General features: G+C 40.3%; 13 protein-coding genes, 6 tRNA genes and 1 riboswitch. Of the genes, 10 read left to right on the forward strand and 9 right to left on the reverse strand.

All coding sequences use genetic code 11. The features are described 5' to 3' along the window. Positions 1-17: 17 nt before the first annotated feature. The 6 genes from xdhB to HWV03_RS15840 form a co-directional block, all read right to left on the reverse strand. Positions 18-2,432 (reverse strand): xanthine dehydrogenase molybdopterin binding subunit, encoded by a 2,415-nt coding sequence (xdhB, locus tag HWV03_RS15815; RefSeq protein ID WP_211676777.1) that lies wholly within the window; start codon positions 2,430-2,432, stop codon positions 18-20. Then, entirely contained in the window at positions 2,425-3,870 is a 1,446-nt protein-coding gene (xdhA, locus tag HWV03_RS15820) for a xanthine dehydrogenase small subunit (RefSeq protein ID WP_255546869.1), read from the reverse strand. Before xdhA ends, xdhB begins: the two co-directional genes overlap by 8 nt. Before the next feature lie 302 nt (positions 3,871-4,172). Next, entirely contained in the window at positions 4,173-4,898 is a 726-nt protein-coding gene (locus HWV03_RS15825; RefSeq protein WP_211676778.1) for a GntR family transcriptional regulator, read from the reverse strand. A 210-nt stretch (positions 4,899-5,108) separates the two neighbouring features. Beyond that, positions 5,109-6,098 carry a GGGtGRT protein gene (locus HWV03_RS15830; RefSeq protein ID WP_211676779.1) on the reverse strand — a complete coding sequence of 330 codons (990 nt, stop codon included), beginning with the start codon at positions 6,096-6,098 and terminating at the stop codon, positions 5,109-5,111. Between the two features lie 15 nt (positions 6,099-6,113). Beyond that, positions 6,114-6,806, reverse strand: a complete 693-nt coding sequence (locus HWV03_RS15835) for an iron-sulfur cluster assembly scaffold protein (protein WP_211676780.1) — start codon at positions 6,804-6,806, stop codon at positions 6,114-6,116. Positions 6,807-6,939: 133 nt separating this feature from the next. Further along, positions 6,940-7,006: riboswitch (Fluoride riboswitch) on the reverse strand. Positions 7,007-7,062: 56 nt separating this feature from the next. Next, positions 7,063-7,578, reverse strand: coding sequence for a VC2046/SO_2500 family protein (locus HWV03_RS15840; RefSeq protein WP_342357637.1), 516 nt, complete (start codon positions 7,576-7,578; stop codon positions 7,063-7,065). Between the two features lie 159 nt (positions 7,579-7,737). On the opposite strand from HWV03_RS15840, the gene HWV03_RS15845 reads away from it, so the two are divergent. The 8 genes from HWV03_RS15845 to HWV03_RS15880 all read left to right on the forward strand — a co-directional run bounded on the left by HWV03_RS15845 (position 7,738) and on the right by HWV03_RS15880 (position 12,517). Further along, positions 7,738-7,822: transfer RNA gene (locus HWV03_RS15845), tRNA-Tyr, on the forward strand. 103 nt (positions 7,823-7,925) lie between these two features. After that, positions 7,926-8,010: transfer RNA gene (locus HWV03_RS15850), tRNA-Tyr, on the forward strand. A 148-nt stretch (positions 8,011-8,158) separates the two neighbouring features. After that, positions 8,159-8,243 (forward strand) — tRNA-Tyr (locus HWV03_RS15855). A 148-nt stretch (positions 8,244-8,391) separates the two neighbouring features. Further along, positions 8,392-8,476 (forward strand) — tRNA-Tyr (locus HWV03_RS15860). Between the two features lie 147 nt (positions 8,477-8,623). Continuing rightward, positions 8,624-8,708 (forward strand) — tRNA-Tyr (locus HWV03_RS15865). Between the two features lie 99 nt (positions 8,709-8,807). Next, positions 8,808-8,892, forward strand: a tRNA-Tyr gene (locus tag HWV03_RS15870). Positions 8,893-9,190: 298 nt separating this feature from the next. Next, positions 9,191-10,843, forward strand: coding sequence for a response regulator (locus HWV03_RS15875; protein ID WP_211676781.1), 1,653 nt, complete (start codon positions 9,191-9,193; stop codon positions 10,841-10,843). Between the two features lie 432 nt (positions 10,844-11,275). Next, positions 11,276-12,517 (forward strand): SGNH/GDSL hydrolase family protein, encoded by a 1,242-nt coding sequence (locus tag HWV03_RS15880; RefSeq protein ID WP_211676782.1) that lies wholly within the window; start codon positions 11,276-11,278, stop codon positions 12,515-12,517. Between the two features lie 85 nt (positions 12,518-12,602). On the opposite strand, the gene HWV03_RS15885 is transcribed toward HWV03_RS15880, so the two are convergent. Beyond that, positions 12,603-13,022: a hypothetical protein gene (locus HWV03_RS15885; RefSeq protein WP_211676783.1), complete on the reverse strand. Its 420-nt coding sequence runs from the start codon at positions 13,020-13,022 to the stop codon at positions 12,603-12,605. A 164-nt stretch (positions 13,023-13,186) separates the two neighbouring features. On the opposite strand from HWV03_RS15885, the gene HWV03_RS15890 reads away from it, so the two are divergent. Then, the gene (locus HWV03_RS15890; protein WP_211676784.1) at positions 13,187-14,206 is read left to right on the forward strand and encodes an alpha/beta hydrolase family protein; all 1,020 of its coding nucleotides are present in this window, start codon (positions 13,187-13,189) and stop codon (positions 14,204-14,206) included. Positions 14,207-14,287: 81 nt separating this feature from the next. Here the strand turns inward: HWV03_RS15890 and HWV03_RS15895 are convergent, their stop codons facing one another. Continuing rightward, a complete protein-coding gene (locus HWV03_RS15895) occupies positions 14,288-14,980 on the reverse strand; it encodes a helix-turn-helix domain-containing protein (RefSeq protein ID WP_255547184.1) in 693 nt (230 codons plus the stop codon). 103 nt (positions 14,981-15,083) lie between these two features. Here HWV03_RS15895 and HWV03_RS22630 point away from each other — a divergent pair, with 103 nt between their 5' ends. Next, entirely contained in the window at positions 15,084-15,347 is a 264-nt protein-coding gene (locus HWV03_RS22630) for a hypothetical protein (protein WP_255546873.1), read from the forward strand. A 56-nt stretch (positions 15,348-15,403) separates the two neighbouring features. Here the strand turns inward: HWV03_RS22630 and HWV03_RS15900 are convergent, their stop codons facing one another. Continuing rightward, positions 15,404-16,186, reverse strand: a complete 783-nt coding sequence (locus HWV03_RS15900) for an AraC family transcriptional regulator (RefSeq protein ID WP_211676786.1) — start codon at positions 16,184-16,186, stop codon at positions 15,404-15,406. Positions 16,187-16,212: the final 26 nt, after the last annotated feature.

Below are 16,212 nucleotides of genomic sequence, written 5' to 3' on the forward strand. Positions count from 1 at the left end.
GGCTACGCGATTAAAAGCTACGCAATAACACCTACTACTTCGGACTCAACAACCTGAGTGCGCTTAGCCTCATCAAGCTTATAATGCTCTGCATCCTGTACGGCCCATAACACACGCTCTGGTGTTGCTGGCGTATCTAGGTGCGGTACATACTGATGGTCAGTCACACTCGCCACCGCATCACGCAATGCACTCCACACTGACATGCTTAGCATAAATGGCGGCTCACCCACTGCTTTTGAGTTGTAAACTGTCTGTTCTGGATTGCTGCGGTTTTCAACCAAGTGTGTTCTAAAATCAATTGGCGTATCTGCAATCGCCGGGATCTTATAACCCATAGGGCCATTGGTCGCTAACTTACCTTTGTCATTCCATACCAACTCTTCGGTGGTTAACCAACCCATGCCTTGAATAAAGCCACCTTCAATTTGGCCTATATCAATGTCTGGATTCAGTGACGCGCCAACATCATGCAGAATATCTACACGCAGCGTTTTATATTCACCCGTTAAGGTATCCACCAGCACTTCTGAACACGATGCACCATAGGCGAAGTAATAAAATGGGCGCCCTTTCGCTGTCCCGTGATCATAATAGATTTTAGGCGTTTTATAGAAGCCAGTACTCGATAGCGAAATCTGGTTAAAATAAGCGAGTTGGATTAAGTCAGCAAATGTCATGACCTGTTCACGGATCGTCACCGTATTATTACTAAAGATAATCTCTTCGTCTGTCACACTAAAGTGCGCTACACAAAAATCAATCAAACGTTGCTTAATAGTACGAGCCGCATTTTGTGCCGCTTTACCATTTAAATCCGTACCTGACGATGCAGCTGTCGGTGAAGTATTCGGTACTTTACTGGTATTCGCCGAGGTAATTTGAATATGCTCAATATCTACTTGGAATTCTTGCGCGACAATTTGCGCCACTTTAGTATTAAGCCCTTGGCCCATTTCGGTACCACCATGGCTTAACTGCATACTGCCGTCAGTATAAACATGCAGTAATGCGCCCGCTTGGTTCAAGAAGGTAGCAGTAAACGAAATACCAAATTTAACAGGTGTTAACGAGATACCTTTTTTCAAAATCGGGCTATTTTTATTGTATTCGTCAATCGCTTCACGACGCGCGGCATACTCACTTGTTGCTTCAAGGTCTGCAACCAAATCATGAATAAAATTGTCTTCTACTTTTTGATAGTAATGCGTAACGTTTCTGTCTTCGGTGCCATAAAAATTCACTTTACGTACATCCAATGGATCTTTACCTAACTTACCGGCAATTTCATCCATAATGTGTTCAATCGTTATCATACCTTGAGGGCCACCAAAGCCACGGAATGCAGTATTTGATGCGGTATTAGTTTTGCAACGGTGACCAGTGATTGTCGCGTCACCTAAATAGTAGGCATTATCTGAGTGGAACATCGCACGGTCAGTGATCGAACTTGATAGATCCGGTGAATAACCACAGTTACTCGCCACGATGATTTCAATACCATTTATTTGACCATCATCATTAAAACCAACTTTGTATTGATTAAAGAAAGGATGACGTTTACCTGTCATCATCATGTCTTCAACACGCGGTAAACGGATCTTAGTTGGCCGCCCCGTTAACTTAGCAAACACCGCACATAAACACGCAGGACCTGCTGCTTGGGTCTCTTTACCACCAAAACCACCGCCCATACGGCGCATATCAATCACGACTTTATGCATAGGTACACCAATTACTTCGGCAACCAATTTTTGTACTTCAGTTGGATTTTGCGTAGACGCATAAACGATCATACCACCATCTTCTGTTGGCATCACTGACGCAGCTTGCGTTTCTAAATAGAAATGCTCTTGGCCACCAATATGAATACTACCTTCTAAAATATGCTTAGCTGCTGACAATGCCGCAGCCGAATCACCGCGTTTTTGTTGATGCGATTCAGTCACAAAGCTCTTTTTGGCTAATGCTTCTTCCACATCTAAAATCGCAGGTAGCTCTTCGTATTCAATAATTGCCGCTTGTGCCGCTTGACGGGCAATCTCCATCGAATTGGCCGCGACAGCAATCACAGCCTGACCAAGGTACTCCACTTTACCGTCGGCTAATAATGGATCGCCCGGTAAAATAGCACCGATATCGAGCTCGCCCGGAACATCTTTGGCTTCAATCGCTAATTCCACACCGTCAAATTCATAACACGGTGTTAAATCAATTTTCGTAATATTGGCATGTGCCACATCACTCATGCGTACATACACATGTAACTGATTAGGGTATTCAAGACGATCATCGACATAAACCGCTTCGCCCGTCACCTGAATACCGGCACTTTCATGTTTTACATTTTTACCCACACCAGTCTTGATTGAACGATTCGCTTGCACTAACAATTGCTGCTGTGATGGTTGCACTTTATTGTGATTAGACATAAGACGTTACCCGCGTTTCAATTGTTGTACTTTGCTGTTCTAAATAAAATTTCTTCAGTAGATTCTTAGCTGCTAGTGAACGATATTCTTTACTTGCACGAAAATCAGATAAGGGTGAAAAGTCTTCATCTAACGCTTGCATCGCCGTATAAATACTGTCGTATTCCCACACTGCACCCAGTAATACCTTCTCAGCATGTTGCGCACGCATCGGCGTCGCAGCCATCCCCCCAAATGCTAAGCGCACATCCGTAATAACATTATTTTTCAAGGTTATATTAAATGCAGCTAACACAGCTGAAATGTCATCATCAATACGTTTTGATAGTTTATAAATACCGAATACTTGTTCTGACGTCGGTAATGGAATGACAATTTTGGTAATAAATTCCGCTGCTTTTTGCGCTGTTATCTTATAACCAATGAAGTAATCTTCTAAATCTATTAAGCGCACATCATCACCGCAACGTAATTCAACTTGTGCATTCAGCGCGATTAATGCTGGCGGTGTATCACCAATTGGCGATGCGTTACCTATGTTGCCACCGAGCGTTCCTTGGTTACGGACTTGCAGCGAAGCAAAGCGATGTAATAATTCACCAAAATCTGGGAAGTATAATGCCAAAGTACTGTAACTATCCGTTAAGCTGCGTGCAGCACCAATTTCGATATGGGTATCAGTCACACTGATATCTTTCATCTCTGCCACGTTGCCAACCGAAATCAAGGTATTAATAGGACGATGGAATTGGGTCACTTCCAAGGCTAAATCTGTACCGCCGGCAACAATACTAGCATCAGGGTGTTTCACTAATAACGCCGCCAACTCAGCCACATTATCAGGCGAGTAAGATGATTGGCCGTTACCCGTTAATTCTTGTGTCCCGTTGCGCTCAATGGTACTAAGTTTCGCAACCGTTTCACTTTCTAGGCATTCAAACGCATCAACAATATGCTCTTGCTCTGCTAACGCTATTGCCGAATCAATAATTGAACGATAACCAGTACAACGACATAGGTTACCTGCTAATGCTTCAAAAATAGCATGCTTGTCGGCTGACGGGGTATTCTTGCTTAATGCAAACATCGACATTACAAATCCAGGGGTACAATAACCACATTGGGTACCGTTAAAATCAACAAGTGCTTGTTGCACCTGATGTAAGGCACCGTCTTTTGATTTAAGATCTTCGACCGTGATCAATTGCTTACCATGCAATGCGGATATAAACGTAATACACGCATTTACTGATGTATAGCGGATCCGCCCATCGACAACATCACCAAGTACAACGGTACATGCACCGCAGTCTCCTGATGCACAACCTTCTTTAGTACCTTTCTTCGCTTCTTCCTGACGTAAGAAGTTGAGTACCGTGGTGTTAGGTGAAAGGTCAGATACCTGACACATCTTTTGGTTAAGTAGGAACTTAATCAAATCGTACCTCCTGCGTTATTCCGTAACATTGACATTCACATTAATTGCTATTATTTTTTATTTCTAGCTGTGTTTTGACTGACTAATTGAGCCTATTAAATTAGAAACCTGACTCTAAAGTCAACTTATTGTCACATAAAAATAACAATTGAGAAACAATTTAATAAAATAATTTAAGGGTTATATATACAATTATAGTGAAGATTAGATAAGGCTATAGGTATGGCAGGCAGAAATAACAATGCCAAGTTACATCGAACTTGGCATTGTTTGTATACAATATTATAAAAATTAGCGTTATTTTATTTTTTATTTAGCACATTAGAAAAGACAACATGTAGATCGCTGGAAACGGTCTCGCCATCTAAATTCAGTTTAGACTCGATATGTTTTAAATGTTCACGCATTAATAAGCAGGCTTTTTCAGCATCTTTTTCTTCAATCGCATCGAGTAACTCACTGTGCTCATCCAATACACAATGCGTACTCGTCGCGACTTCGTATTGCGCAATAATCAGCGAGCTTAACGATACCAAGCTACGCTGGAAATTAAATAAAGGCACATTACCAGACATTTCAGCCAGCTTTAGATGAAATTCACCCGATAAACGGATCGCTTTACCTAAATCACCTTGTTTGGTGGCTTCATTTTCTTCCACTATTAATTGACGTAAATGCGTGATCTGCTTATTTGATGCATTCTCAATAGCAAGCTTAGTAATAGCATCTTCGAGTGTATGCCGAGCAATAAAGACTTGTTTTGCTTCTTCGACAGAAGGCGATGCAACAATAGCACCGCGGTTAGGACGGATCACCACCACTTGTTCGTGTGACAAGCGTAATAATGCACGACGTATAATAGTGCGACTTACACTAAAAATATCACCCAATGCTTCTTCATTTAATTTTGTTCCAGGCGGAAGACGACGTTCAAGAATGGCATCAAAGATATGTGCATAGACGATATCATCTTGAGCCATTGAGCCTGACTTGCCTTCTGTTTCTACAGAACTACTTAGCTCAGACATTATTTTCACCATTGTTAATCCAATTTAGTTATCTCAATACAACTAAGTACCGCTATAACCTGACATTTATTGATATAAAGTCATAATATGTTAACGCTGTGTAACAATCTAGCCTTATTTTGTATACTATCTTAAAAAAATTGAAAACAATTTTTAACCTGAAATTCCGTTTTTGAGGAGAGAGCGATTTACGTTTACCGTTATCTATTTTTATCGGTTTAGTAACTGATCAACCTCAACGCCTAATGCTACCGTTGCACCAACCATTGGGTTGTTACCCATGCCAATAAACCCCATCATAGCAACATGAGATGGCACCGACGAACTACCAGCAAATTGTGCATCAGCATGCATACGTCCCATTGTATCAGTCATACCATATGACGCAGGGCCTGCAGCAACATTATCAGGATGTAAAGTACGACCCGTGCCACCACCCGAGGCTACCGAGAAGTAAGGATGACCCGCTCGGATACACTCTGATTTATAAATACCCGCGACAGGGTGTTGGAATCGAGTGGGATTTGTGGAGTTACCCGTAATACTCACATCAACACCAGCGGCATGCATAATAGCAACACCTTCACGTACATCATCAGCACCATAACAAAGAATGTCACCGCGAGGACCAGTTGAAAATGAACGACGGCGAACTTCTTTTAACTCACCCGTTTGATAATCAAATTGAGTTCTGACATACGTAAAACCATTGATACGAGAGATCAGATATGCGGCATCTTTACCCAAACCATTTAAAATAACTTTAAGGGGTGATTGACGAGATTTATTCACATTCAGCGCAATTTTGATCGCCCCCTCTGCTGCAGCGAAAGACTCATGACCAGCAAGAAATGCAAAACATTGGCTTTCTTCATTCAATAATCGAGCAGCAAGTGCACCATGCCCAATACCGACTTGACGTTGTCGAGCAACACTCCCCTCTTTTGTGAATGATTGCAGTCCTTCACCAATAATATTGGCAGCCTCTTCAGCTGAACTTGCTTGACGATATAATGCCAATGCAGTGCCAACGGTATAAGCATCAGCGGCACTATCAAATGCGATAGGCTGCGTTTCCATCACTAAAACTTTAGAGTCAATTCCTTTAGCGAGGCAATATTGATAAGCATCTTCAATTGAAGACAAGTTCATTTCGTTTAGTAGTGCTGTAATTGGGTTTGTAATAGTGCGATTAGTCATAATAGTATCCTTAGATTAAGCTTCACGTGGATTGATCGTTTTAACGGCGTCGTCAAAACGACCATATGTACCTGCAGCAGATTTCATGGCATCATCTGCTTGGACACCTTTGTTGACGGATTTCATCATTTTCCCAAGGTTTACATATTCATAACCAATCACTTCATTATTTTCATCCAACCCTAACTTAGTAACGTAACCTTCTGCAATTTCCATGTAACGAACGCCTTTTGCGCTTGTCGCATAACTAGTACCAACTTGACTGCGTTGAGTTTGGCCCAGATCTTCTAAAGCCGCACCGATTTCTAGTCCACCTTCAGAAAACGCGGATTGACTACGACCATAAGCAAACTGGAGGAAGATCTCACGCATTGCAACATTGATAGCATCGCACACCAAATCAGTATTCATTGCTTCAAGAATCGTCTTGCCAGTTATAATTTCCGCAGCCATCGCAGCTGATTGAGTCATGCCAGAACAACCAATTGTTTCAATTAAGGCTTCTTCAATAATGCCTTCTTTAACATTGAGAGTGAGTTTGGCAGCACCTTGCTGAGGCGCACAAGTTCCGACACCGTGACTTAAGCCTGAAATCGCAATAACTTCTTTAGGATTGACCATTCGGCCTTCAATTGGGATGGGAGCAGATGCATGGAGATCGCCGCGTTGAATCGGGCACATTGATTGAATGTCAGAAGAGTAGTGCATACAATTTTCCTATTAGATTTAGGAAAACAAGGTGTCATCGTGGTGTAAATAACAGTACCAACAAATAATAGTACCAACAAATAAATGTAGTCACTATTCAGTTAATGCTATTTTACAGATTCACTTGTTTTCAAATTTAATAGGAGTCATCAGCCAACAATTGGCGGTTAAGTAGGTGGCACCCCATCACCTTGGTGACCATAATAAATCTTAATCATAATGTTAAGCAAGTCTTGCTTTAGACTCGTTTTTTATATTAAACCTTTCTTATATAAGCATCATAACTATTTAATACATCTAACAAGCTTGCCATACTCGATTGGTTCTCCAGTGGTAATACAAGATCTTGAGTGGAAGTGGTAGATTGCGCTGCTTGAGCCCGCTCGTTCGCCTTTGGTTTAATTAGCGAATCGTGCGCTAATTTTTGCTGTAATAAGTGAGAACTGTTTTGTAGTACAGACTCTGCCACATATTTAACATCACCCACCCCTGCACCGACTTCAGGTGAAAAGCAGATCTCTAAACGCAATGCGGCCATATTACTGTTTGCAGCGTATTCATTTAACCTTGCGATTCGCGCAGCATCATACGCTGACGTATCAACGGCAGTATGCTTAACTTCGATTTGTTTCTGATCTGTAATATCAGATGACAACATACTTAATAACAGAGAAAACTTCGCTCTATCACCATTTAAAGTACATTTGTTTAACTGCTGGCCAAGTTGCAGCTCATCAATTAAGGCATGTTGTCGTATCGATTGAACGTAAATAAGTTACCTCTTGAACAATATTGCGCGCAGAACAACCAAATTTTGCCACGAAATAATCAACTAGTAAGTTATCGACCTGTTTTTATAAATATTTAGCTATTTATTCGATTTTTTTATTCACATACAGACATTTTCTGATACTATCCGTTTCGTACTTGTGGAGGGGTTCCCGAGTGGCCAAAGGGATCAGACTGTAAATCTGACGGCTCAGCCTTCGAAGGTTCGAATCCTTCTCCCTCCACCACAATATTTACGTTATGCTGATTACATAAAACTCATTTTTAAAATGATATAAAAGTCGACATAATAATAACATCTAACCTTTAGATGAAAAAAGAATTACTCGTGGAGGGGTTCCCGAGTGGCCAAAGGGATCAGACTGTAAATCTGACGGCTCAGCCTTCGAAGGTTCGAATCCTTCTCCCTCCACCATCATTTAGCTTTGCTGATGACTTGAAATAAGAAGTACGTTGTGGCCAATGTACTATATCTTAAATATGCCTTAAAATAGGTCTTAAAGTCATCGACAAAGTGAATACAACATCTACCAATGCGAGTAGATGAAAAAAGCATTACTTGTGGAGGGGTTCCCGAGTGGCCAAAGGGATCAGACTGTAAATCTGACGGCTCAGCCTTCGAAGGTTCGAATCCTTCTCCCTCCACCATCATTTAGCTTTGCTGATAACTTGAAATAAGAAGTACGTTGTGGCCAATGTACTATATCTTAAATATGCCTTAAAATAGGTCTTAAAGTCATCGACAAAGTGAATACAACATCTACCAATGCGAGTAGATGAAAAAAGCATTACTTGTGGAGGGGTTCCCGAGTGGCCAAAGGGATCAGACTGTAAATCTGACGGCTCAGCCTTCGAAGGTTCGAATCCTTCTCCCTCCACCATCATTTAGCTTTGCTGATAACTTGAAATAAGAAGTACGTTGTGGCCAATGTACTATATCTTAAATATGCCTTAAAATAGGTCTTAAAGTTATCAACAAAGTGAATACAACATCTACCAATGCGAGTAGATGAAAAAGCATTACTTGTGGAGGGGTTCCCGAGTGGCCAAAGGGATCAGACTGTAAATCTGACGGCTCAGCCTTCGAAGGTTCGAATCCTTCTCCCTCCACCATCATTCTACTTTGATGATTTTACATTCTGGTCAATGTAAAAGCAGTCATCATCGTAAAATATCCATCTAGTAATAGATGACAAAAATAGAGAATAATGTGGAGGGGTTCCCGAGTGGCCAAAGGGATCAGACTGTAAATCTGACGGCTCAGCCTTCGAAGGTTCGAATCCTTCTCCCTCCACCACTCTCTATACGACTTATTCCCACCAATGCTAATTAGCACATCTTATCTTTGTAATATACCTTCTAAAACATCAATAAAACCACTATATAACACAATGATTTTCTCAATACTATTTGCTTAATAAGGCAATTAACAATATGGTTTTGTGATAATTCCTTCGCACAAAAAACACCCAGTTGACAGTTCTGATTAACAAAATAGCGCTCCTCTCAAGACAGTATTATGCATACCTGTTATTGTGGTGAATGCTAATCATTCACGTCTAAATTTACCCATAACCCTTGAGTTTTAAATAAACATGAATCAAAATTTTGACTATCGAAACAAACACGTACTCATTGTTGATGACCAACGTGCTTTTCAGATCATGCTCAAAACCATGTTGCTTAACTTCGGGGCAAAAGATGTCACACATGTGGGAAGTGCCGAAGACGCATTAAAATTATGCCGTCACAATACCTATGATTTACTGTTAGTTGATTACAATCTTGGCTCTGGCCTTAATGGACGTCAGCTATTTGAAACATTAAAAATGGATAACTTATTACCTATCCATACCGTATTTTTCTTAGTCACAGGTGATAATTCGAAAGCGATTGTATTAAGCGCAATTCAAATGACACCCGATGATTATTTAATGAAGCCGTTTTCACAAAACGAACTTAATTTACGTATTCAAAAAGCATTCAATAAAAAAGAGGCTCTGCTGCCGATCTACCAAGCAATTAAGGATGACGATTTTGCTCAGGCAATGGAAGAATGTGATAACGCAATAATCTACTCTGCACGCTATCGTAATTTCTGTCGTTTGTTTAAAGCAGAGCTATTAATTGAAAAGGAAAAGTACGCTGAAGCGCGTACTATCTTAGAAGAGTTTATAGAGGACCACCCGCATACCCAAGCACAATTGCTGTTAGGTCGAGTATATTATCTAGAGAAAAACTACCAGCAAGCGATCCCACTACTATCAGACATCATTAAATATAATCCGATGCTGCTAGATGGTTATGATTGGTTAGCGCATTGCTTTAGGGATGGTGGCGACAGTGAAAAAGCACTGCAAATTGTGCAACGCGCGATCAAACACTCCCACTTGTCATTAGAGCGTCAAGGACTACTCGCAGAATTGGCACTTGATACAAATATGAATACGATAGCCAAAGAAGCCTTTTTCGCTATTTTAATGCAGACCAAAAACACCATACATCAAGCTCCCCAACATCTGATTAATTATGTTCAAGCTATTATTCTTGTCGCGAAAAATGAAGAAGACAAATTTAAACAAGGCCGCTTGTTACAAGAGATTAGCGGTTTGTTTCACCGTTCTTCGCAACAACACCCCTATGTAGAAGAAGATGAATTATTGGCATTGGAAGGTTACAGTTTAGCGTCTATTCATAATGTGAAAGGCAACCAAGTTAAAGCGAAACACACCCTGCTAAAAAGTAATGAAGCGTATTTAACCGAACCCGAAGGCACACCTGAATGGTTAGGGCCACAGCTGGTTAATCTACTTGTCGAGTTAGAAGAATTTGAATTTGCTGAAAAGCTGCAGCCTTATATTCAACACTCTAACGTACACAGCGAAAAGTTACTTGCTAGTATCAGTGGTGAAGAAGACAGTAAAGAGGTTCAATTTCAGCACCACAACAAACTGGGTATTGAAGCATTTACTGAAGGTAAACTTGACCTTGCATTACAACACTTTGAAACCGCACTTTCTATCGCGCCACTCAATACTGGTGCAGCGCTGAATAAAGTGCAAGTGTGTATCGCGCTACTCGTCAAAGTCGAGCGACCATGGCCAGAAGTAACCAAAAAAATAGCCGATACTTTTACCGAGCTAGAAAACTTCCCACTATCTGAACAACAAGCAGAGCGTAAAACAGAATTGAGAAAAGAGTTCAACATCCAGCGTATGCAAGAGAAGAAAAGAGCAAACAAAATCTAAGCCTGAGACTTATCTAACCACAATGCATCTACTACAGTCTATTTCAGGCGGGAACACCTGCCATAGGCACTCCCGCACTGAGGCAAAATACATATAATCTAATGTTTAATTAGAAGGCCACGCGTTACCACTATATATAACCTTTAAGCTAGTGATATAGAATTCAATTACATCCTTAATCAATTATAAACACTACATTACGTGACCCGTATCACCTCACGTCCTCCCACTCTGTTAAGAACACCTAACTATTTGATTTTTAATCATTAATTAACTTTGATTTTAATGGGCATGCTAATTACTGTATTAACATAGGCATGTTTACAAGATACTTTATTCTTAGCGAACATATTTACCAATAATTGAGCATTACAAAAAATCTTTAGATTTCCGTATATGCTTAACCACAAATATAATATGAGAAATACCAATATGAAAAAAATAATACTTGCCACATTATTACTTTTACCCGTTGCTGCTTTTGCATCTGGCGATGAACTAATTAAAAGCATAACCCCTGAAGACATTAAATATGTTCAATCCTCTGAGTCTTATACTTATGTGAGGTGCTGGTATCGTCCTCATTATAATCATGACGATCCAGCAACAGATTGGAAATGGGCATTAAATGAAAATGGCAGCTATTACACCATATCTGGTTACTGGTACTCGTCAACTTCATTTATGAATATGTTCTATACCACATCACCTCAAAAACAAATTATGGAGAGATGCGCAGAAACTTTAGATGTTACTCACGACACCGCAGATATTACGTATTTCGCTGCTGATAATAAGTACTCTTATAATCACTCAATTTGGGTAAATGACAGCAATGCACAACCAGATGCGATCAATAAAATTGTGAGCTTTGGCGATAGTATCTCAGATACAGGGAATTTCTTTAATGGCGCACAATGGCAAGCTCCAAATATAAATTCATGGTTTTTAGGTCACTTCACTAACGGTTTTGTATGGACAGAGTACCTTGCAAAAGAAAAGGCGCTACCTCTATACACATGGGCTGTTGGTGGGGCTGCAGGAAATACACAAAAAAAAGTACTGTCAGGTATCCATGACCAAATAGACTCATATCTTAACTATGTAGCGATGGCAAAAAATTATCAGCCGGAAAATAGCCTATTTACACTCGAGTTCGGGCTTAATGATTTTGTAAACTATGACCGTTCAGTCATCGATGTAAGTAATGACTTTAGTTACGCATTGAAGGTACTAACGGATAATGGTGCACAGAACATTCTTATTCTCAACTTACCTGACGCGACAAAATCTCCTCAATTTAAATACAGTACTGAGGAACATGCAAAAATAGTAAAACAAAAGATCACAAGTTTTAACCTATTTATTAAAAAATTAATTAATGAATATCAAAATAAAGGTGTAAATATAGTCCTATTTGATACAAATACATTAATTAAAAACATAATTAATACACCTGAAAAATATGGCTTTAGTAATGCTAAAGATGCCTGCTTAAACATCAACAGGTCATCAACTGTCGATTACTTTACAAGTCATGCATTAACAAGTGAGTGCAATTCGGATGGCTCTGATAATTATGTTTTCTGGGGGGTGACTCACCCGACAACAAAAACTCATAAGGTAATTGCCGAACAAATATCAGGCTCTAAACTGAAACAATTTAAGTTCTAATAGGCGCCAGTGAACATGATCGTCAGCACTTATTAAAATAATAATAGACAAGCGCCAAAATAGTTATATAGCGCTTGTCTCAATTTTACGAGTTATCAGAAGAGCATTTTAAATTGCTCTCCCAACACGCTCCACCTTTTAACTCACATTTCTCCAATGCCTTACCTTTAGCTTCTGCTTCTGTACGCCCTGTACCATATACTGCTCCTGCAGTAATATCCTTGATATAGCATCCCCATACATCTTTCTTCGTAGGAGTAGGAACAGTGTCATCTTCATCGTCATCAATTTTATCTGATAACCTTATAATTAACGTTTCTAATCTTCGAATGTCTTTTCTAAGCATCCGCACTTCTTTTTTTAGATCCTTAAATGCAGCAGCATCGGAAACTTCGCTTGCACTTACCTTCCCGAAAGACAATAAAACCATCATTGCTAAAACTAAACTTTTCATTCTGATATACCATAAATTAAAGTAAACACGATTTAAGTCTGTTGCATTCATCAACGAACCTAAATATCAGACTGATTCTATGGTTCTGTACATTAAACGCAAGAAAATAGGTACTAAAACCTGTTTTAGGTCGTCCTAAATCATATTCTAGGGCGTCTACAACCATGCTTATTGACATACTAGCGTCACTTTTAGCCTAAATCAGGAATCGTTAAATGAAGTTACCTATCGTCCTTAGTGTTTTATTTCTATGTATTAGTAAGCTAGCCTTCGCAGAGTCTGTTGGATTTCAACAGTTTCAGTTAGCTAGTGATACTAGCCGCCCATTAAAAGTCAGCCTCTGGTATCCCACCTCTCAAAATACACCCTCAGAATCAGTTGCCGAAAATATAGCGTTTATTGGATCTGAGGTGATAAAAGATGCTTCGGTTTTCCCCACAAAGCACCCTCTTGTATTACTCTCACATGGATATCGCGGAAACTGGAAAAATCAAAGCTGGCTTGCAAACTCGTTGGCACTAAAAGGTTATGTGGTCGCAGCTCTCAACCATCCTGGAACCACAACATTTAATCATTCTAGACTACAGGCATCGCAGTGGTGGAAACGCCCACACGATTTGGTGCGCGTATTAGATTACCTACTAAAAGATGAAATTTGGCGCACCTCAATTGATGCAGAAAACGTATCTGCTATCGGTCACTCTTTAGGAGGCTGGAGTGTGATGCAATTAGTCGGCGCGCAACTTGACCGCGACGCATTTAAAACGCAGTGCCAACTGTACCCCAATCCCAAAACATGTGGCCTAGCAGACGAACTGGGACTCACATCATCACAACCAGGAGAACCAAAATCCTTTGATTTCTATGATCCACGAATCAAAAAAGCGGTGATTTTAGATCTCGGTGGTGCACGTAGCTTCTCTTTAAAAAGTATGGAAAAAGTGGAGACACCCGTGCTGATATTAGGTGCAGGGATCGATATTGGAGACTTGCCTCAAGCAATGGAATCTGGTTATCTGGCCGAACATCTGCCATTATTTAATCGTCATTATAAGGTGTATGAACAAGCAATGCATTTCAGTTTTTTACAAGTGTGTAAGCCAGGCGCTATCGCTCTTTTAGAGGAAGAAGTACCCGGGGATGGTATTATATGTAAGGACGCTTCTGGTACAAGTCGACTCATGCTCCATCAGCAAATGTTTAAGGATATTTTTAACTTCCTCACTCGTGCATAGTAAAATAATCTAATATACAAGGCACTCTCTTCACCGGATAGTGCCCTGCATTGACCTTATACTATTATTTTTCGCAAAGTACTAAGCGTCATTTCTATATGTGCTGGGTGTTTGACCTGTGATGCGCGTAAACTCACGGTTAAAGTTAGACTTGGTCTGAAAGCCAGCGCTAAGATAGATATCAGTGATACTATCTTCACTGTCTACAAGCCGCTTTTTCGCATAAATAATTCGGTATTCATTCAGTACTTTCGAAATATTCATTCCGCATATCTGATTTACAGCCATAGAAACTTGCCGCGTAGGAATGCCGACTTTTCGCGACAAACGACCCAAGGTTAAATTCATATCGCGGAACGCTTCTTTATCCTTCATCAAGGTATCAATTTTACTCACTATGTCCTTAGCATCCTGTTCAGATAATCGAACACTTTTCGAAGGGGGGGCGATGCTAGCCTCTCGCAACGACTTTTCCTCTACATCTGACAATACCTCTGACTCCGTACTTAATGTACTAAAGCCAACAATAATCACAGCAACAACGACGCTCGGAATAAGGATTAGATAGCTGAGCGATAAAATATATAGCGCATGCTCTCCACCATACACCATAAAATCAAAAGACAGTACGCCATCAATGCAGGCAGATACAAGTAAGGTGATACCTGCAACACGCTGGGCAAAGAGCACCCGCTCAACATGAGAAAGCCGAACATCTTCCGGCATCACGAATGATGAACGTATGAGTAAAGTGCCATAGCTAAGATAGAGCATAGTCAAAATAACATCTATCGCGTTTAACCATAATTCGGGCCACCACGAACATACAATAATCACAAGGGGACCAGAAAGATGTAACCATGAAAGGCGTCCCGCATTGTATGTTTTAGAAAAACAACACCAAGCCATCACAGGTAAAAACGATGCAAAAATAGGCTGTAAGCACCTGAAAATGGCGATGTCAAAAGTCCAGCGAAGCCCAACTACAGCCGTACTTATCGCACATAAAGTGATAAATAAAGAAGCCCTTTTTCCCTCAACTGGTTTCTTAGCAAATAAAGTAATTGCAATGATCACCAGCAACAGCGACATGATAAAAGGCAGTGGAATAGCAATCATTAAAACTCCGTTTAGATATTAAAGATAGGCAAGTTAACAAAGTCACCGATTGTAAAAATGGGATGTTTGATGCTAGCGTTAATCTTTTGTCGATTTCGCGATAAAATGAAGCGGCGTAAACCCTGTTTTCTGACGAAAAAAACTAATAAAAGCACTATCGCTCGAGAAACCGAGACGATAAGCAATATCAGTAACACGTAACTGCTTTGATAATAACTCTATTGCCCCTAGTAACCGCCATTGTTGACGCCAACTTTGATAGGGCATCCCAGTCTCTTTGGTAAAAATACGCGTGATCGTCTTAGCACTGGCTCCTACTTCTGTGCTTAACTGTGTCAACGTAGGGGCGAGAAAGTCGTCGTTATTCACCTTAAGTAGCCAATCTTTTAATCGATAATCATGAGGTAAGGGTAAATTCAAATGTGTATCTTTAGCGGCGTTCAGCTCTTCAATAAATAGGTTCAGATAATTAATCATTTCATCTTCTGACTTATCAAATGGCCACATTGCCATTCTCTCAATTAAGGCGATAAATAACGGGTTAACATCCAATATCCTCATTTCACGTGATAATTTAGGTTGTAACGATTCATTAAAAAACAGTGATCGATAATGGTTCACGTTCGTCATTTGAGCACTATGCTCAATACCCGCAGGGATCCAAGCGGCACGCATAGGAGGAAGAACACACTTCATCCCAGCCATTGTTATCACCATGCAACCGTGCTGAGAGAACAGTAATTGATCTTTTGTATGTGTATGTCGCCCCGAGTCATGATCACCCAAGACCGATGCAACACCAACGACTAAACCTGAATGTTCGTCGACATTGAAGTCAGATGTTTGCGAAATAAAAGCCATTTCCTCACCTTGTCCTTAAATCGATG

The sequence above is a fragment of the Moritella sp. 36 genome, assembly GCF_018219415.1.
GTDB lineage: Bacteria > Pseudomonadota > Gammaproteobacteria > Enterobacterales > Moritellaceae > Moritella.